The following is an 18204-nucleotide window of genomic DNA, read 5'->3' as shown; positions in this document are numbered from 1 at the left end:
AATATATTACTTTAATAAAAAGTGTATTTTATACACTTTTTATTTTTTAAAATTTAGATAGATATAATAATTTATATGTAAATTTGCAAAATTTAAATTTTTTGGTATAATTTTTCTAAATAAATAATTTTTAGGAGGTTATTATGGATAGTGGACCCGAGGTCTATTTTCAAATTATTATTTTAATTTTATTAACTTTAGCTAATGCTTTCTTTGCTGCATCAGAAATGGCAATAGTTTCTATGGATAAAAAGAAGTTATTAGCTTTGTCAGAACAAGGAGATAAGAGGGCTATTAAAGTTGAGAAACTTTTAAAAGAACCTTCAAAGTTTTTATCAACAATTCAGGTTGGTATCACTTTTGCAGGATTTTTTACATCAGCTTCTGCTGCAGTAGGACTTTCAGATAAATTTGGAAGCGTTTTAGAAAGTTTATCAATTCCTTTTGCAAATAGAGTTTCTCTTATTTTAATAACAATAATTTTAGCGTATTTTAGTTTAGTTTTTGGAGAACTTGTACCTAAGAGAATAGCTTTACAAAATGCTGAAAAGTTTGCATTATTTTCAGTTGGAACTATAAATTTAGTTTATAAAGTTATGAGTCCATTTGTTTATTTGCTATCTTTATCTACAAATATCATATTAAAGATTTTTTCAGTTCCTACAACTGGAGTTGAAGCTAAAGTTACTCTTGAGGAAATAAAATCTATTGTAGAAGTAGGTCAAGAACAAGGTATAATTAATCCTACTGAAAGAGAAATGATTGATGGTGTAATTTCTTTTGATGACATTTTAGCAGAAGAAGTAATGACTGCAAGAACTGAAGTATTTATGATTGATATTGATGAACCTGATAAAGATTTTGAAACATTAATGCAAATGAGGTATTCAAGAGTTCCAGTTTATGAGGATGACATTGATAATATAATAGGAATTTTATATATTAAGGACTTTTTCTTAGAGGCATATAAAGTTGGATTTGAAAATGTTAATATACGTTCTATTTTGAGACCTGCATATTTTATTCCAGAAAGAAAGAATATAAATGACTTATTTCTTGAACTTAAAAATTCGAGAAATCAGATGGCTGTATTAATTGACGAATATGGTGGTTTTACAGGGATAGTTACTATGGAAGATTTGATTGAGGAAGTTATGGGAGAAATAGATGATGAGTATGATAAGAAAACTAATCCTGCTATCAAAAAGATAGATGATAGACATTTTATTGCCACAGGTGCTTGTGAAATAGAGGATGTTAATAATGCTTGTAATCTAAAACTTGATGAGAATTCTGAAGATTATGATACATTAGGTGGAATGCTTATGTACCTTTTAGGCTATATTCCAAATGACGGGGAAAAGCTTACTGTTGAAGATAATGGCGTTATTTATAATATTTTATCAATTTATGAACATAGAGTTAAAAAGGTTAGAATAGTTCTTCCTAAAGAAGAAGTTGTAGAAAATGATGAGGACGAAGAAAAAGATTCTGAAAAATAAATTTTGGAATAATACTTCTTGTTTTCATATTATTAATAAATTAGATAAAGAAAAACCGCTAAGTAAAATTAGCGGTTTTTCTTGTAAAAATAACATGGTATTTTTTGTTTTTAAATTTTATTTTATTTAATTAGAATAATTATGTAAAAGGCTTTTAAATAGTTATTCTATTCCTAATTTTTCAATTGTTTGAACAAGAATATTAGAGTCAACATACCTAAAATCTCTAAGAACTCTATCAATCCATAGAGGTGTTTTCATATTATTTTGGAATTTTTTATAAGTTTCTATTGCTTCATCAATTATTATTATTCCTTTAATATCTAATTCTTTGGATTTCGTTATTAAAATAGATCTATAAGGTGTCTCGTTAGGTTTTATACTTCCACAAAGAGGGTGAGTAGAAAGTTCATAACCATCTTGAAGTTTTTTCTTAACTATATCCAAAACATCTCCATATGTATATTTTTCGTTAAATATTATGTCTAAATCTTTCTTATTTTTTACTTTTTCATATAAGTCAATATTATTGGTTATTAATGTAAATTTCATATCATTTCTCCCTTCATACTATAAGATTGTAACATAAAATAATAAAAATATAAAGTGATTAACAAAAATATATTTAAAAATTATTAAAAATATGGTAAAATCAATAAAGAGGTGATAATTTTGGCTAATGATTTTGTACATTTAAATGTTCATACTGAATATAGTCTGTTGAACAATTATAATCCTATGGGGAAATTAATAGAAAAAGCAAAAGAATTAAATTTTAAAGCTATGGCTATTACAGATTATAATAATATGTATGGTGTTATTGATTTTTATAAAAAATGTAAGAAAAATTCAATAAAACCAATTATTGGTTGTGAGTTAACTTTGTTATACCCGAATAACGAATTTTATAATATAATTTTATTGGCTAAAAACAATCTCGGTTATAAAAACTTATGTAAATTGGTTTCTAATTTATATGTTATTGAAAATAGGACTGGAGAATTTATTACTTTTGATGAACTTGAAAAATATTCTAAAAATTTAATTTTAATAGTTGGTTCAAAGAGAAGTTTTATTCGAAAATGTTTGTATAAAGATGATATTCAAAGTGCAAAAAATGAAATATTAAATTTTAAAAGTTTGTTTAATAAAGAAGATTTATTCTTGGAATTAAATTTTCATTTTGAAGAAAAAGATGAATTGATGATAAATAAGTATTTGGAATTTGCAAATGAAGTTAATGTAGAAACTGTTGTAACTAATGACGTCCATTACTTAGAAAATACAGATTTTAACTTATTTAATATTGCAAGATGTATATCTAAAGGAGTTTTACTGTCTGAATTAAAGGAAGATAATTTTACTAAATCAGAATATTATTTAAAGAGTGAAGAAGAAATGTTAAAAATATTTTCTTCGCTTAAAGATTCAATATATAATACAAAAATGATTGCTCAAAGATGTAATGTAGAATTTGATTTTTCAACATATCATTTGCCTGAATATAAGGTTCCTGATGGTGTAAGTACAAAGGAAGACTATTTGCATAGTTTAATTATTGAAGGCATGAAAAATAGATATGAAAATATTACTGATGAAATCAAAAAAAGAGTTAATTATGAGTTTTCAATTATAAATAAAATGGGATTTACAGATTACTTCCTTATTGTTTGGGATTTTGTAAATTTTGCTAAGAAAAATAAAATTCCTGTAGGACCGGGGAGAGGGTCCGGAGCCAATTCAATTGTCGCATATTGTTTAGAAATTACTGATATAGATCCAATAGAGTATGATTTGATATTTGAAAGATTTTTAAATCCTGAAAGAATATCTATGCCTGATTTTGATATAGATTTTTGTAATGAAAGACGTGAAGAAGTTATTGATTATGTAATAAAAAATATGGAAAAAATCATGTTTCTCAAATTGTAACTTTTGGAACTATGAAACCCCGAGCTGCAGTTAGAGATATTGGTAGAGTTTTAGGATATAAGTTATCAACTGTTGATAAAGTAGCAAAACTAATTCCAAATAATTTGGATGTTACTTTTAAAAATGCATTAAGAGATAGTTTAGAATTAAAAAAATTATATGATGAAGATATAAATATAAAAAAACTTATTAACACTTCTGAAAAATTTGAAAAATTTCATAGACATATATCAATTCATGCTGCAGGTATTGTTATAACTAAGGAAGAACTTACAGAATATATTCCACTTTCAAAAAGTGGAGAAAATATTGTAACACAATTTAATATGATAGAATTAGAGGAATTAGGTCTTTTAAAGATGGACTTTTTAGGACTTAGAACTCTTACAGTAATTGATGATACTATAAAACTTGTTAAAGAAAAATATAATAAAGATATCGATATAGAAAAAATCTCATTAGATGATAAAAATGTTTTAAATTTATTTAAAACTGCAGAAACAATTGGAGTTTTCCAATTTGAAAGTACAGGTATGAGGTTGTTTTTAAAAGATTTAAAAGCAGATAATTTTAATGAGTTAGTTGCAGCAAATTCTCTATTTAGACCAGGACCAATGAATCAAATACCTAATTATATAAAAAATAAAAGAAATCCTAATGGTATTAGATATTTAGATAAGCGTTTAGAAAAGTATTTAAAATCTACTTATGGAATTATTGTATATCAAGAACAGGTTATGCAGATTGCTAGAGAGCTTGCAGGATATTCTTGGGGGCAAGCGGATAATTTAAGAAAAGCCATCGGGAAAAAACATATGGATATTATGGAATATAATCGAAAGATTTTTATTTATGGCTTGGATAATTTAGATGGTAGTATAAAAATTAAAGGTTGTGTTAGAAATGGAGTGGATGAGAAACTTGCACAAAATATTTTTGATTTAATTGTGGAATTTGGAAATTATGCATTTAATAAATCACATAGTGCTTGTTATTCATTAAATGCTTATAGGACTGCATATTTAAAATATTATTATCCACTTGAATATATGGTTTGCCTTTTAAATTCTGTTATTAATTATGAAAGACAATTTTTTCAATATTTTCAAGAAATTAAAAAGATGGGTATAAAGATTTTACTTCCAAGTGTAAACTTTAGTTTTTATAAAATTAGTACAGAAAAAAATTTTATGAGAATAGGTTTTTCACAGATAAAAGGATTTAACAGACTTTTAGCTAAAGATATAATTGAAGAAAGAAAGAATGGGAAATTTAAAAATTTCAAAGAATTCTTAGAAAAATTAAAAGATTCAAAGAATATTAATTTGACATCTATTGAGAATTTAATAAAGTCGGGGGCTTTTGATGAAATAGAAGAAAGCAGAATAGAAATTTTGAATTCTTTTGAAACTTTATTTACACAAATAGTTTCAAAAAGTAAAAATGAATTATCGGGACAGCTTTCTTTAATCAGTTCGGATTTTATGCAAGAAAAATTTGTTAAGTCTGAAAAATTTTCAAAGGACGATATTCTTGAATTTGAAAAAGAAGTTTTAGGATTTTATATTTCTTCACATCCATTAGATGATTATAAAGAATATATAAAATCTAAAAAAACTATGAAGTTGATTGACTTAAAAGTTTTAGACAAAGGTATCTATAAAGTAATAGTTTATGTAAATTCTGTAAAAACAAGAAGAAATAAAAAAATAAAATGTTAAAAACTGTAAATGTTGAAGACTTTTCAAGTAGTATTGAACTCTTAGATGTAATGGATTTAGATATTCATAAAGGGAAAATTTATGAAATATCAGTTAAAGTAGCTGTTAATTCATTTGGAAATACTAATTATACTATAATTGATGCTAAGGAAATTGAAGAAATTTATAGTAAGAAACTATATATAAAATTAGAAAATTTTGATAATAATATTAAGAAAAAACTTGGAGAATTTTCAGAAAAATATGGTGGAGAAAATCAAGTAATTTTGTATATTTTATCTAACAATAAAACTTTAAGATTAGAAAATAAATTTGATTTAAAAAATGAAAATTTACTTATTGAATTAGAAAATAATTTTGGAAAAGATTGTTTTCGTATAAACTAATGGAGGTATATTTTGAAAAAAATTGCTATTCTTACGAGTGGAGGTGATTCTCCAGGAATGAATCCTGTAATAAGAGCAGTTGTAAGAACGTGTATTTATCATAATATTAGAATTTATGGTGTAAAATTTGGATATGATGGTCTTATTAAAGGGGATATTTTTGAAATGAATGTATCCAGTGTTGCTGATATAATTCAAAAAGGGGGAACTATATTAGGTAGTGCAAGAAGTAAAGAATTTATGACTATAGAAGGTCAGGAGAAGGCAGTTAAAAATTTAGAGAAATACGGTATAGAAGGGCTTGTAGTTTTAGGAGGGGATGGTACTTTTAGAGGAGCTAATGTACTAAGTAAATATGGAATAAAGACGATAGCTATACCTTGTACGATTGATAATGATATGGGATATACTGACTATACGGTAGGATTTTTTACTTCTGTAAATACAGTTATAGATGCTATATCAAAACTTCGTGATACTTCATCTTCACACGGAAGAGCTAATATATTAGAAGTTATGGGACGAAAATGTGGAGATATTGCTTTAAATTCCGGGCTTGCCGGAGGAGCAGAAAGTATAATAGTTCCGGAAGTTGACTTTGATATAGATAAAGTTTGTAATAAGATAATTCGTGGTAGAAAAAGAGGAAAGTTACATCATATAATTGTTTTAACAGAAGGTATTTTAAGCCCTTATGAGCTTAAAAGACAAGTTCAAGAAAAGGCGAATATAGATACAAGAGTAACTGTTCTTGGACATATTCAAAGAGGAGGTACTCCAAGTTCATTTGACAGAATAATTGCAAGTCAAATGGGAAGTATGGCTGTTAAGTTATTATTAAAAGATAAAACAAATTTAGCATTGGCATATAGAAATAATAGTATTGAATATATTTCTATAGAAGTTGCAGTTTCAAGCAAAAAAATATTTAATAAAGATTTATATGATATAGTTGATGAACTATCTATTTAGGAGATAATTATGAAAAAGACAAAAATAATTTGTACAATTGGACCTGCTTCAGATTCAGTTGAAAGTTTAAAAGAATTAATGCTTAGTGGAATGAATATATGTAGATTGAATTTTTCGCATGGAAGCAAGGAAGAACATCAAGTTAGAATTGATAATATAAAAAAGGCAAGAGAAGAGTTAGATTTGCCAATAGCTATAATGCTTGATACTAAAGGTCCTGAAATTAGACTTGGAAAATTTAGTGTAGATGAAGTTGTTTTGAAATCAGGAGATAGTTATACTTTTACAATTGAAGAAGTTTTAGGAAATCAAGAAATTTGTTCTGTTTCTTATAAATTACTACCGGATGATGTTAAAATTGGAGGAACAATTCTAGTTGATGATGGTTTGGTAGAAATGGAAGTTATTTCAAAAACAGATAAAGAAATAAAATGTTTGGTAAAAAATAACGGAGTAATTAAGAGCAATAAAGGCGTGAATATTCCAAATGAAATAATACATTTACCTTCAATTACAGAAAAGGATAAGAGTGACATTTTATTTGCAATAAAAAATGATTTAGATTTTATTGCTGCTTCTTTTGTTAGAAAACCTGAAGATGTTTATGAAATTAGAAAAATTTTAGATGAAAATAATTCTGATATTAAAATTATATCTAAAATCGAAAATCAAGAAGGTGTTGAAAATATTGATAAAATTATAGAAGCATCAGACGGAATAATGGTCGCTAGAGGAGATTTAGGTGTTGAAATAAAAACGGAATTTATTCCAAAAATTCAAAAAGAAATTATTAGAAAATGTAATTTAATAGGAAAACCTGTAATAACTGCAACTCAAATGTTGGATTCTATGATTAGAAATCCTAGACCCACAAGGGCAGAGGTTACAGATGTAGCAAATGCAATTATTGACGGAAGTGATTGTGTTATGTTATCAGGTGAAACAGCTGCAGGAAAATATCCAAAGGATGCAGTTAAAGTTATGAATAATATAGCTATTACAACAGAAAATTCATTTGATTTTCAAAATAGTATAAAAACAAAAACAGACATGATGCTTTAAATACGATGAATTCAATTAGTTTATCTACAAAGGAAATTGCTGAAAATTTAAGAGCAAAAGCAATTATTTGTGCAACTGCTTCAGGAATTACACCAATATCAATTTCTAAATTTAGACCATTTGTTGATATTATAGCTGTAACTTATTCTGAAAAAGTTAGAAGAAAATTACAAATTTTTTGGGGAGTTACTAGCTTGATTTCAAAAAATCTGAACATACTGATGAAGTTATTGAACGTTCAATATCAGCTACTTTAAATGCAAATTATATTAATGATGGAGATACAGTTGTACTAACAGCAGGAATACCGGTTGGTGTTGCAGGGACAACAAATTTAATAAAAGTGCATACAGTTGGGAAAATTTTGATAAAGGGATTTGGAATTGGAAAAGATTCAGTAACAGGAAAAGTTTGTGTAATAAATTGTGAAGATGATTTAAAAAATAAATTTAAAGATGGAGATATAATAGTATCTAAATTCACGGATAGAGAATATGTCGAATTTATTGATAGAGCATCAGGAATTATAGTTGAAACCGGAGGCTTAACTTCTCATGCAGCAATAATTGCATTACATTTTAATATTCCAACAATTATTGGTGCTGAAAATGTAACAAATTTAATTAAAGACGGTCAACTTGTAACAATAGATACTGTTGGTGGTTTGGTTTATGATGGTGATGTTAAAGTTCTTTAATTTTACTTTATTTTAAATATATGTTATTATATTACAGACATTTAAATAAGGAGAAAATAATTTGATAAAATTTATAGATTTGCCTACAGAGTTTCAAAATGATTCTGTAAAAAAATATTATGAAATAGTTTCAAAAAAGAAACTTAGTTTAGTTTTTAAAAGAATATTTGACATTATTTTTTCTGTTTTAATTTTACTGATATTATTTATTCCGATAGTTATAATTTCAATAGCTATAAAGTTAGATTCTAAAGGGAGTATATTTTATAGACAAGAAAGAGTTACAACATACGGTAAAAAATTTAGAATTTTTAAATTTAGAACAATGGTTTCAAATGCGGATAAAATTGGAACACTTGTAACTGTAAAATCAGATTCGAGAATAACTAAAGTTGGAAAATTTTTAAGAAAATATAGATTAGATGAATTTCCACAAATTTTTAATATATTTTTAGGAGAAATGAGTTTTGTTGGAACGAGACCTGAAGTAACAAAATATGTTGAAAGGTATTCTGATTATATGTATGCGACTTTATTGCTCCCTGCGGGACTTACATCATATTCCAGTATAAATTATAAAGATGAGGATGAAATAATATCCAAACACTTAGATAATGATTCAAATATTGATGATATTTATGTAAATTATATTTTACCGGATAAAATGAAGTATAATTTAGAATATATTGAAAGATTTTCTTTTTGGTATGATATAAAAATTATGTTTAAAACATTTTTATCAGTTTTTTTGGAGGAAAAATAATGAAGGTTAGTATTGGTGTAGTTGCCTTGAATGAGGAGAAAACTTTACCTTCTCTTTTTAAAGATTTTGAATTACAAACATATCCCCATAGCGAGATTGAAATAATTTTAGTTGATGGAATATCTACAGATAATACAAAAAAAATTATGCAAGATTTTAAAGAGAATAATGATTTTTTAGATGTTAAAATTATAGATAATCCAAAAAAGATTCAATCTGCAGGATGGAATATAGTGATAAGAAATTTTACAGGGGATGTTTTAGTAAGAATAGATGCACACTCATCAGTTCCAAAAGATTTTATAGAAAAAAATGTTAGAAATATAGAATCAGGAGAAGATGTTTCAGGAGGAAAAAGACCAAATATTATTGATGAGGATACTGCTTATAAAAAAATGCTTTTGGAAGCAGAGTCATCTATGTTTGGTAGTGGGATTGCACCTTTTAGAAATGCATCAGGGAAAAAATATGTTAAGTCTATGTTTCATGCAATGTATAAAAGAGAAGTATTGGAAAAAGTTGGATTTTTTAATGAAAAATTATTAAGAACTGAGGACAATGAATTTCACTATAGAATTAGAAAAGCTGGATATAAACTTTGTTATGATGATGATATTATTTCTTATCAACATACTAGAAATTCACTTTCAAAAATGATTAAACAAAAGAAAGCTAATGGAATGTGGATAGGACTTACAACTGCTGTTTGTCCCGAGTGTTTAAATTTATATCATTATATTCCTTTCGCTTTTTTGATTGCACTTTTTGTATCAATTATTTCACTATTTTTTACTAAATACTTATTTTTATTGGTATTTGGCTCATATCTTATAGTGAATATTTTGATGTCTCTAAGTTCAATTTTTAAAGGAAAATTTAATCCTTATAATTTATTGCTTCCGATTGTATTTTCCTTTTACATATAAGTTATGGATATGGCACACTGATAGGATTTTTAAAAATCCCATCATTTTTAAAAACATATAATAAGGAGGACTAGGCTATGATTTATGCTGGTATTCTTGCCGGAGGAATAGGTAGTAGGATGAATATTTCCAATATCCCAAAACAATTTTTAAATATTGGAGATAAACCTATAATAATTCATACAATTGAAAAATTTCTATTAAGTAACAAAATTGACAAAATTTATGTGGGAGTAAATCCTGATTGGAATTCCTATCTTGTTGATATAATAGAAAAAGATTATAATTATTTATCTGAAAAAATTGTTGTTGTAGATGGTGGTAAAGATAGAAATTCTACAATTTTAAATATTATTTCAGCTATTGATAATGATAATGGATTAACAGATGAAGATATTCTTGTGACACATGATGCAGTTAGACCTTTTGTTTCAATTAAAATGATTGATGAAAACATCGAAAATTGCAAAAAATATAATATTATTGACACAGTAGTACCCGCTTTTGATACAATTGTTGTTTCTAAAGATGGTAAATTTATTTCATCTATTCCTGATAGAAAAACTATGTTTCAAGGACAAACCCCTCAAACATTTAAAATTAATAAATTTATGGAATACTATAATAAATTAACAGATGAAGAAAAAAATATTTTAACAGATGCTTGTAAAATATTTGTATTAAATGGAGAAAAAGTATTTTTGGTTAATGGTGATTTTTCAAATATAAAGATTACTACGGTAACAGATTTAAAGATAGCTAAAGCAATGTTAATGGAGATTTAAAATGATAAATAGAATTTTTCAATTAATGAAACCGGGTTTTATTTCAGTTAAATATGTTGATGAAAGCTTTTTAGGAGATAAAGTTATTGTAAAACCTTTATATGTATCTTTATGCCATGCAGATCAGAGATATTATTTAGGAAAAAGAGATCCGAAAGTATTAGAAAAAAAATTACCAATGGCTCCAATCCATGAATCTTGTGGTGAGGTTGTTTTTGATCCTACAAATACTTTTCAAGTTGGAGATTTAGTTTCAATGATTCCAAATACACCACCTTGTAATTTTGATGAAAGAATTTATGAAAATTATGTAAAAGGCTCATATTTTTTGTCAAGTGGTCATGATGGATTTATGAGAGAATTTGTAAAAATCTCTCCAGATAGACTTGTTAAGTTTAATAACATTGAGTTACCTGTAGCTTCTATTTTAGAGTTTATTTCGGTAGGTTTTCATGCTTATGATAGGTTTGTAAAAAACTCACTTGAAAGTAAAGAAACTATAACTATTTTTGGAAATGGAAGTTTAGGTTTTATTATGGCAAATGTTTTAAAATATAAATTTCCTAATAGTAAAATAGTTGTTGTCGGCAGAAACTTGGAAAAATTAAAAATATTTTCATTTGTTGATGAGGTATATTCAAGTGATGATATTCCTGAAGGTTTTTCTACAGATCATGGATTTGAGTGTGCTGGAGGGCCCGGAAGTGAAGATGCTATTAATAACATAATAAAGTATATTAAACCTCAAGGTTCAATTATGTTGATGGGTGTTAGTGAAAATAAAGTTGCAGTTAATACTAGAGATATATTGGAGAAAGGATTAACATTAATTGGATGCTCCAGATCAGGAAGGATAGATTTTGAAGAAGCTATAAAAATGCTTGAAAACAAAAAAATTCAAAATAGATTTAAGTCTATTGTATTTGAAGATGATGAAATAAATAGTATTGATGATATTCACAGATTTTTCAAAAATGACTTAAATACTCCTTTTAAAACTGTTGCAAAGTGGAATATTTAATTAATAAAAATTTTATAAATTATGGAAGAAATAAATTTAAGAGAATTACAACTTAAGAGTTTAGAAATGGGAAAATATTTTGTCTCTTTTTGTGAAGAAAATAATTTATTATGTTATCTTTGTGGTGGTGGAGCTATTGGCAGTTTAAGACATTCTGGATTTATCCCGTGGGATGATGATTTGGACTTTTTTATGCCAAGAGAAGATTATGAAAAATTAGTTATGATATGGAATGAAAAGGCAAATACTAAAAAATATTCACTTGTTAAAGCTAATAAAGATTTAGTTGACCATAACCTTTTTATAACTATTAGAGATAATGAAACAACTGCTGTTAAACCGTACCAAAAAGGCTTAAATATAAGTCATGGGATAGCATTAGATATTTTACCTCTTGATGGTTGTCCAAACAAAAAAACACAGCGAAAATTTCAAATTATGTGGGGACTTATTTATTCTCTTTTTTGTGCTCAGGTTTTACCTGAAAAGCATGGAGGCTTAAAGAAAAAAGTTTCTAAATTATTATTATCAATTTTTAAATCTAATAACATTAGATATAAAATTTGGAAGTTCGCGGAAAAAAAGATGACTAAATATAAAATTGATGATTCAAAATATATTACAGAGCTTTGTTCTGGACCGTATTATATGAAAAAGGTGTATAGAAAAGAATGGTTTGTAGATAAGAAGTATTTTGACTTTGAAGATACAAAAATGCCAATTCCTATTGGATATGATGGATATTTAAAAACTGCATTTGGAGATTATATGAAATTACCACCCAAAGAAAACAAATACCGCATCATGATTTACTCTTTTTAGATTTAAAAAATAGCTATACAAATTATGAAGAAATTTGGAAATAAGGTGATTATTTGAAAAAAAGAAAATATTATTTTTTTATGGTCCTTTTCTTTAGGGGGAGGGGCTGAAAAAATATTATCAACAATTGTAAATAATCTTGATAGCGAAAAATATGATATTGATATACTTGAAATTGAGCATTTTGATAAGGGTTATGAGCCCGTTAGTGATAATGTAAGAGTATTAAAATCATGGCAAGATTATAGACAATCTAAGGTAAAAAGAGCTATTTTGTGGAGAATAAGAAAGTTTTTTCCAAATTTAGTAAGAAAAATAATGGTTAAAGAAAAATATGATATAGAAATTTCATTTACTATAATCAATCCTCCTTTTGAATTTTCAAAAGATGAGAATGTAAAAAAATTTGCTTGGATACATGGAAGTATTGAAGATTTTATGAAAGATTCTCAAAAAAGAAATAATCATAGAAAACATTTAGAGGAGGTTGATAAAATAATTTCTGTATCAGAAAAAACTAAAGAGTCTATAATTTCGGTTTATCCTGAGTACGAAGATAAAGTTTTAACTATTTATAATGGCTATGATTTTGATAGTATTTTGGGTAAATCAAATGAGGTTACAGATATTAATATTGAAAAAAATGCAATTTGTGTAATTGGTAGAATTGAAAACTTAAAAGGTTCATTAGAAGTCTATGAAACAATTAAAAAATTACACAAAAATTTAAATAAAAAGTATCATTTATATTTTTTAGGGTCTGGAGAATTGGAAAATTATATAAAAGAGTTGGTAAAAAAAGACAATTTGGAAGATTATATTCATTTTTTAGGATATCAAAAAATCCATATAAATATATAAAAAAATGGATTTGATGTTTTCAATGTCTAAACAAGAAGGTTTTTCAGGTGCTATTGTTGAAGGATTAGCTTTAGGAGTTCCTTTTATTTCTACAGATGTTGGAGGAGTAAAGGAACTTTCAAATAACGGTAAATTTGGTAGAATTGTAAACTCTATTGATGAAGCTTGTGAAAATATTGTTGACTTTTTTGAAACTTGTAGAATAGCGGATAAATCAGAAATGAAAAATTTTATAACAAAATTTACTATTCCAGAACAAATAAAAAATATAAATGAAATTATAGAATAATGGAGATAATTATATGAATATTACTTTTAAAAATTTTATTCTTTAATTACAGCATTTTCTTTTATTTTCACTCTATTTCTTGGAGTGAGCTACTTATATACAGAGAGATTGGATATATTACTTTTTACATTATTATCCTTTTTTGTTAGCTTGATAATATTTTGCTTTACTGATATAAAGTATTATATAATACATTTATTTTTTATATAACTATTTTTATATTTTTAGTTTCAAGACCTACAATAGATTATTTAAGAAATTATAGTTTTAATACTTATCAAAAAGATGCTTATGTTTTTGCTTTTATTATAGTTATGATTTCACTTTCTGGACTGTTTATTGGAGGAATTATTTCTAAAGCATTATTAAAAACTAAAAAAATAAAAAATTAGATGATAAAAGTAGAAAAATAGAAAATATTATTTGGTTAAAAAATGTAAGAATTGTTTCACTTGCAGTATATATATTGACATATCCATTTTATACTTTAAGGCTAATTGAAAGGTTGATATTTAAGTTAAATACATCCTATTACACATATTATGCATCATTTAAAAGTAATTTGCCTTACTTTACATATATATTGTCAGTTTTTACAGTATATTCTATGTGTATATATTTGGCATCTAAACCAAACAAAAGAAATGCTACTATAGTGTTAATCAGCAACTTGTTTGCAAATGCAATATACTTAGTTATTGGGACTAGAAATCCATTTATTTTAACTTTGATATTTTCTTTTATATATTACTTTATAAGAGGACAAGAAGATATTAAAAATAAATGGATAGGAGTAAAAGAAAGGATATTAATTTATACAAGTCTTCCAATAATAATTGTTGGTATGGGACTTTTAAATTATGTCAGAGATAATGTTGAGGTTTCGAATTTTAAGATATTTGATATATTTGTAGATTTTATCTATAAACAGGGAACAAGTTTTGGAGTTTTAGCAAGAGGATTTTTGTATAATAGCAATATTGCTGTAAGAAGTTTTACAAATTTTACTTTTGGACCGATTATTGAATATTTTACTTATGGAAATTTTGGTAAGTTATTGTTTGATACAAAGCCATTTACAACTACAACGAATAGTATTGAATTAGCAATAAAAAGTAATAGTTATGCTCATAATATTTCTTATATAGCAATAAAAGATGATTATTTACAAGGACATGGATTAGGAAGTAGTTTTATAATGGAAAATTATACTGATTTTGGATACTTAGGTGTATTTTTATTTAGTATATTTTTAGGTTTTTATTTATAAGAATGCTTAATGTTTCTTATAAGAATAAAACTTTACGCTTTATTTGTACATTAATAATATTGAATAATTTGTTTTTTATGCCTAGAAGCAGTTTTTCAGAAAGTTTTTCAATATTACTTACATTCCAATTTTGGTTTATAGTGTTATTAATATTTGTAGTAGCAAAATTAATATCAAAAGATAATTGTTATACAATTTTTAAAATGAAGGAGATATGATATGTTTGAAAATTATTCATTTGGAGATTTACTATCCAATATATATAAAAAAGAGTTTTAAATTTAGTAGCGTTTTTAGTACTGAGTGTTGTTTTGGTTTGTCCGTTGGTTTTACAAACGATAAACAAAAAACAGTAGTAAAAGAAGGGGTACAATATTCTACTTATTTGGCTTATAAGATTACTGCTCCGGAAACTGACAATGCAAATGCACTATATGGTAGAAGAGGATATTCTGATTTTTATGAAAAATTACTAGTATCTAATTTAAATGGTGCTTATTTATTTAATGACGTAAGTGATAAAGAGTTATCACAAATGGCTAAAGAATTAGATACATCAGCCGTAACTTTAAAAAATTCAAATTTTGATTATTGGGACAAAAAAGTAGTAGTAAATTATATTTCAACTAATTTAGGCGTTTCTGTAAAAATTTTAACACCAAGTAAATTGGTAAATGATTTGATTGAAAAAAATTTGATGAATTAATAAATAAATATAAATCTGTTTATAATAATGTTACTATTGAAAAAGTTGAATCTAATTATTCTAAAGAACTTAGTTCTAAAGAAAATATTAATACTGGATATAGTATGAAAAAATTATTAGTAAAAGTTTTTGCAACTGAAATAGCCTTAATAATTTTAGTTGCTATTATGAATTTTGTTATGTATATATTTGATCCAACTATTAACAGAGAAGGAGATTATAGAAAATATAATATAAAATTTGTTCAAGAAATAAAAAATAATAATGATTTGTTTGAAGTTCTGAAATATAAAATTAATAATGAAAATATTGAAGAATTAAGTATAATTAGTTCAAATTCAAATATTATTAATAAGTTAAATGATTGTAATATTGATAAAGTAAATATATTGAAAACAAATGACTTAAATAATATAATGAATTTAAAAAATGTTATATTAGTTGAAGAATATGGAATAACTAGATATTCATCTTTTGAAAAATTATTACAAAATTTAAAAAATTATGAAAAGAATATAATTGGAGTATTATCATATAAATTATAATTTAAAGTTAAAACCGGCTAATATTAGCCGGTTTTTGCTTACTAGATATTAATTACTTTTCCTGCATTGAAAAGAGTCTCATATATTGTGTACATATTACTTATTTCACCAACTAAAAGTTTTTCTTTTAATCCGAAGTAATCAAGACAAGTTCCACAAGAAATAATTTCCACTCCTTTTTCTTGAAGTTTCTTTAAGTCATCAATACAAGGTGATCCTTCACAAGTCAATTCAACACCTGAATTAAAAAATACTAGTGTTTTTGGCAATTTTTCGTATTCACTTGAAGTATAAACAAAGCCTTTGATTAACAATTTTCCAAGTTCTTCAGAGCCGTTTCCCATAAAGTTCTTAGAAATAGCTATTACTGTATCTGATGAGTTTTCAACAGAACAAAAGGCACTTGGTTCCTTTAGAGAAGTTTCGTTATTTTTTGATACAAACACATTAAATTCATTATCAGATATTTTCTCAAATTTAAAATCCAGATTGCTACTTTTAGCAAATTTCTCTAAGTTTTTTACTGCAGTATCATTGTCAACTATAACTAAAAAATCTTTTTCTTCTGAACTTTCAACAGCTCTTTTAGTTAAAATCAATGGTTGAGGGCAAGCTAAACCTTTAGCATTTATTTCTTTCATAATTTACCTCCAAAAAATTAATTTATACAATATAATTATACAATATAAATATTATTAATACAAGTAAAATAGTTTATATTTTTGTATGCAATATCATGTATGAATTTTTAGTGTACAAATCAATATTAAAATTTAAATAAAGTTAAAAATCATATTTAATTTTTATAAAAATATTGTTTAAATTTTCTATATAGGGTATAATAAAATTAAAGGTCAAAGAAAGTCAAAACAAGGAGGAATTTATGGAATATAAAGATTATTATAAAATTTTAGGCGTCGATAAGAACGCGACTGATGCAGAGATAAAAAAAGAATATAGAAAGTTGGCAAAAAAATATCATCCTGATGTTAATCAAAATAATGAAGCTGCAAGTAATAAATTTAAAGAAATAAATGAAGCTTATGAAGTTTTGTCTGATAAAGAAAAAAGAAAACAATATGATATGTTCGGATCAAATTATAATTTTAGTGGTGGAGATAATTTTGACCCAAGAAATTATGGTTTTAGTGCTTCCTATAGTGGAAGTGATATGGGTGGTTTTTCTGACTTCTTTAATATGTTTTTTGGTGGAAGCGGAAAAACTTCATCACATTTTAGCGGATTTTCAGGATTTGATGGTTTTACAAATTCAAATGCATATTCTGGAAATTCTTACTCAGGATTTGGAAGACAACCTCAAAGACAAAAATATGAAACTAGCTTGAATTTATCTGTTAAAGAAGCATATTCCGGAATAGAGCGAGTACTTTACGTCAATATAAATAATTCTCCTAAAAAAATAACTGTTAAGATACCTAGAGGAATTACAACAGGTAAAAAGGTAAAAGTCAATGGAGATAAGTATAAGCTTGATGGTGATATATATGTAAAAATAAATGTTATAAATGATGAATATAGACTTGAAGGTTTAGACTTAATAAAGACAGTTAGTTTATATCCATGGGAAGCATATTTTGGAGTTACAAAGGTTATTGAAACTTTAAACGGAAATGTTAGAGTTAAGATTCCTGCAAAGATAGAAAGTATGAAAAAAATAAGAATTTCAAACAAGGGATATACTGATTTAAAAGGAAAAACAGGAGATTTATATCTTGAAATAGTTATAAATAATCCTAAAAACTTATCAGGTGAAAAATTAGAATTATATAAAAAATTAATGGAAAAATAAGATTAAAATAATGATATTTAACTTATCTATTACAGAATGTATATGTTAAGTTGAATAAAGTTTTATTATTATGCAATAAATATTTAATTATGTTGAATTTAATTTTTAAGTGAAAAGTTAAATTCAAAAAAAAG

The 18204-nt window shown here is 25.4% G+C and carries 15 protein-coding genes and 4 pseudogenes; 17 read left to right on the top strand and 2 right to left on the bottom strand.

Features of this window, described 5'->3' with window-relative positions:
* The first annotated feature begins 143 nt into the window (after window positions 1-143).
* Window positions 144-1502 (top strand): hemolysin family protein, encoded by a 1359-nt coding sequence (locus HMPREF9127_RS04925; protein WP_009448577.1) that lies wholly within the window; start codon window positions 144-146, stop codon window positions 1500-1502.
* A gap of 162 nt (window positions 1503-1664) precedes the next feature.
* Here HMPREF9127_RS04925 and HMPREF9127_RS04920 read toward each other — a convergent pair whose 3' ends face one another.
* A complete protein-coding gene (locus HMPREF9127_RS04920) occupies window positions 1665-2054 on the bottom strand; it encodes a GrdX family protein (RefSeq protein WP_009448798.1) in 390 nt (129 codons plus the stop codon).
* A gap of 111 nt (window positions 2055-2165) precedes the next feature.
* Between HMPREF9127_RS04920 and dnaE the strand changes: the two are divergent.
* The 15 genes and pseudogenes from dnaE (at window position 2166) to HMPREF9127_RS09170 (ending at window position 16260) form a co-directional block, all read left to right on the top strand.
* Window positions 2166-5155: pseudogene (dnaE, locus tag HMPREF9127_RS09770) on the top strand (DNA polymerase III subunit alpha).
* On the top strand, window positions 5149-5541 hold the full coding sequence (locus HMPREF9127_RS04910; protein ID WP_009449078.1) for a hypothetical protein: 393 nt from the start codon (window positions 5149-5151) through the stop codon (window positions 5539-5541). Before dnaE ends, HMPREF9127_RS04910 begins: the two are co-directional and overlap by 7 nt.
* A gap of 12 nt (window positions 5542-5553) precedes the next feature.
* The gene (gene pfkA, locus HMPREF9127_RS04905) at window positions 5554-6513 is read left to right on the top strand and encodes a 6-phosphofructokinase (protein ID WP_009449024.1); all 960 of its coding nucleotides are present in this window, start codon (window positions 5554-5556) and stop codon (window positions 6511-6513) included.
* A 9-nt stretch (window positions 6514-6522) separates the two neighbouring features.
* Window positions 6523-8272: pseudogene (gene pyk, locus HMPREF9127_RS09765) on the top strand (pyruvate kinase).
* Between the two features lie 61 nt (window positions 8273-8333).
* A complete protein-coding gene (locus HMPREF9127_RS04895; RefSeq protein ID WP_009448844.1) occupies window positions 8334-9035 on the top strand; it encodes a sugar transferase in 702 nt (233 codons plus the stop codon).
* Window positions 9035-9961: a glycosyltransferase family 2 protein gene (locus tag HMPREF9127_RS04890; RefSeq protein ID WP_009449023.1), complete on the top strand. Its 927-nt coding sequence runs from the start codon at window positions 9035-9037 to the stop codon at window positions 9959-9961. The genes HMPREF9127_RS04895 and HMPREF9127_RS04890 overlap by 1 nt, the downstream gene beginning before the upstream one ends.
* 77 nt (window positions 9962-10038) lie before the next feature.
* Complete coding sequence (locus tag HMPREF9127_RS04885) at window positions 10039-10746, top strand: IspD/TarI family cytidylyltransferase (protein ID WP_009449106.1); 708 nt, start codon at window positions 10039-10041, stop codon at window positions 10744-10746.
* 1 nt (window position 10747) lies between these two features.
* Window positions 10748-11767 (top strand): alcohol dehydrogenase catalytic domain-containing protein, encoded by a 1020-nt coding sequence (locus tag HMPREF9127_RS04880; RefSeq protein WP_009448801.1) that lies wholly within the window; start codon window positions 10748-10750, stop codon window positions 11765-11767.
* A gap of 21 nt (window positions 11768-11788) precedes the next feature.
* A complete protein-coding gene (locus tag HMPREF9127_RS04875; protein WP_009448535.1) occupies window positions 11789-12589 on the top strand; it encodes a LicD family protein in 801 nt (266 codons plus the stop codon).
* A 69-nt stretch (window positions 12590-12658) separates the two neighbouring features.
* On the top strand, window positions 12659-13450 hold the full coding sequence (locus HMPREF9127_RS08450) for a glycosyltransferase (protein WP_482198254.1): 792 nt from the start codon (window positions 12659-12661) through the stop codon (window positions 13448-13450).
* Window positions 13451-13472: 22 nt separating this feature from the next.
* Window positions 13473-13739 carry a glycosyltransferase gene (locus tag HMPREF9127_RS08445; RefSeq protein WP_255261718.1) on the top strand — a complete coding sequence of 89 codons (267 nt, stop codon included), beginning with the start codon at window positions 13473-13475 and terminating at the stop codon, window positions 13737-13739.
* Window positions 13740-13933: 194 nt separating this feature from the next.
* Window positions 13934-14131, top strand: a pseudogene (gene wzy, locus HMPREF9127_RS09760) (O-antigen polysaccharide polymerase Wzy); the annotation flags it as partial.
* A pseudogene (locus HMPREF9127_RS08435) lies at window positions 14131-15227 on the top strand (O-antigen polysaccharide polymerase Wzy family protein); the annotation flags it as partial. The pseudogenes wzy and HMPREF9127_RS08435, both read left to right, overlap by 1 nt.
* Window positions 15224-15715 carry a hypothetical protein gene (locus tag HMPREF9127_RS09175; protein WP_255261717.1) on the top strand — a complete coding sequence of 164 codons (492 nt, stop codon included), beginning with the start codon at window positions 15224-15226 and terminating at the stop codon, window positions 15713-15715. The pseudogene HMPREF9127_RS08435 and the gene HMPREF9127_RS09175, both read left to right, overlap by 4 nt.
* 104 nt (window positions 15716-15819) lie before the next feature.
* On the top strand, window positions 15820-16260 hold the full coding sequence (locus HMPREF9127_RS09170) for a hypothetical protein (RefSeq protein WP_009448904.1): 441 nt from the start codon (window positions 15820-15822) through the stop codon (window positions 16258-16260).
* Window positions 16261-16301: 41 nt separating this feature from the next.
* Here HMPREF9127_RS09170 and yedF read toward each other — a convergent pair whose 3' ends face one another.
* Window positions 16302-16901: a sulfurtransferase-like selenium metabolism protein YedF gene (yedF, locus tag HMPREF9127_RS04855; protein ID WP_009448845.1), complete on the bottom strand. Its 600-nt coding sequence runs from the start codon at window positions 16899-16901 to the stop codon at window positions 16302-16304.
* Between the two features lie 242 nt (window positions 16902-17143).
* Between yedF and HMPREF9127_RS04850 the strand changes: the two genes are divergently transcribed.
* Window positions 17144-18070, top strand: coding sequence for a DnaJ domain-containing protein (locus HMPREF9127_RS04850; protein WP_004833301.1), 927 nt, complete (start codon window positions 17144-17146; stop codon window positions 18068-18070).
* Window positions 18071-18204 lie beyond the last annotated feature (134 nt).

The organism is Parvimonas sp. oral taxon 393 str. F0440, assembly GCA_000223315.2.
In the GTDB taxonomy this organism is placed as follows: Bacteria; Bacillota; Clostridia; order Tissierellales; family Peptoniphilaceae; genus Parvimonas.
The sequence above is the reverse complement of the archived record's forward strand: the minus strand, read 5'-3'. Positions and strand labels throughout refer to the sequence as shown.

Bases quoted from the DNA above. Each gene is read 5' to 3' on its own strand.
- HMPREF9127_RS04925 (WP_009448577.1), top strand. From the start codon at position 144: ATGGATAGTGGACCCGAGGTCTATTTTCAAATTATTATTTTAATTTTA.
- HMPREF9127_RS04920 (WP_009448798.1), bottom strand. From the start codon at position 2,054: ATGAAATTTACATTAATAACCAATAATATTGACTTATATGAAAAAGTA.
- HMPREF9127_RS04910 (WP_009449078.1), top strand. From the start codon at position 5,149: ATGTTAAAAACTGTAAATGTTGAAGACTTTTCAAGTAGTATTGAACTC.
- HMPREF9127_RS04890 (WP_009449023.1), top strand. From the start codon at position 9,035: ATGAAGGTTAGTATTGGTGTAGTTGCCTTGAATGAGGAGAAAACTTTA.
- HMPREF9127_RS04885 (WP_009449106.1), top strand. From the start codon at position 10,039: ATGATTTATGCTGGTATTCTTGCCGGAGGAATAGGTAGTAGGATGAAT.
- HMPREF9127_RS04880 (WP_009448801.1), top strand. From the start codon at position 10,748: ATGATAAATAGAATTTTTCAATTAATGAAACCGGGTTTTATTTCAGTT.
- HMPREF9127_RS04875 (WP_009448535.1), top strand. From the start codon at position 11,789: ATGGAAGAAATAAATTTAAGAGAATTACAACTTAAGAGTTTAGAAATG.
- HMPREF9127_RS08445 (WP_255261718.1), top strand. From the start codon at position 13,473: ATGTCTAAACAAGAAGGTTTTTCAGGTGCTATTGTTGAAGGATTAGCT.
- HMPREF9127_RS09175 (WP_255261717.1), top strand. From the start codon at position 15,224: ATGATATGTTTGAAAATTATTCATTTGGAGATTTACTATCCAATATAT.
- HMPREF9127_RS09170 (WP_009448904.1), top strand. From the start codon at position 15,820: ATGAAAAAATTATTAGTAAAAGTTTTTGCAACTGAAATAGCCTTAATA.
- yedF (WP_009448845.1), bottom strand. From the start codon at position 16,901: ATGAAAGAAATAAATGCTAAAGGTTTAGCTTGCCCTCAACCATTGATT.
- HMPREF9127_RS04850 (WP_004833301.1), top strand. From the start codon at position 17,144: ATGGAATATAAAGATTATTATAAAATTTTAGGCGTCGATAAGAACGCG.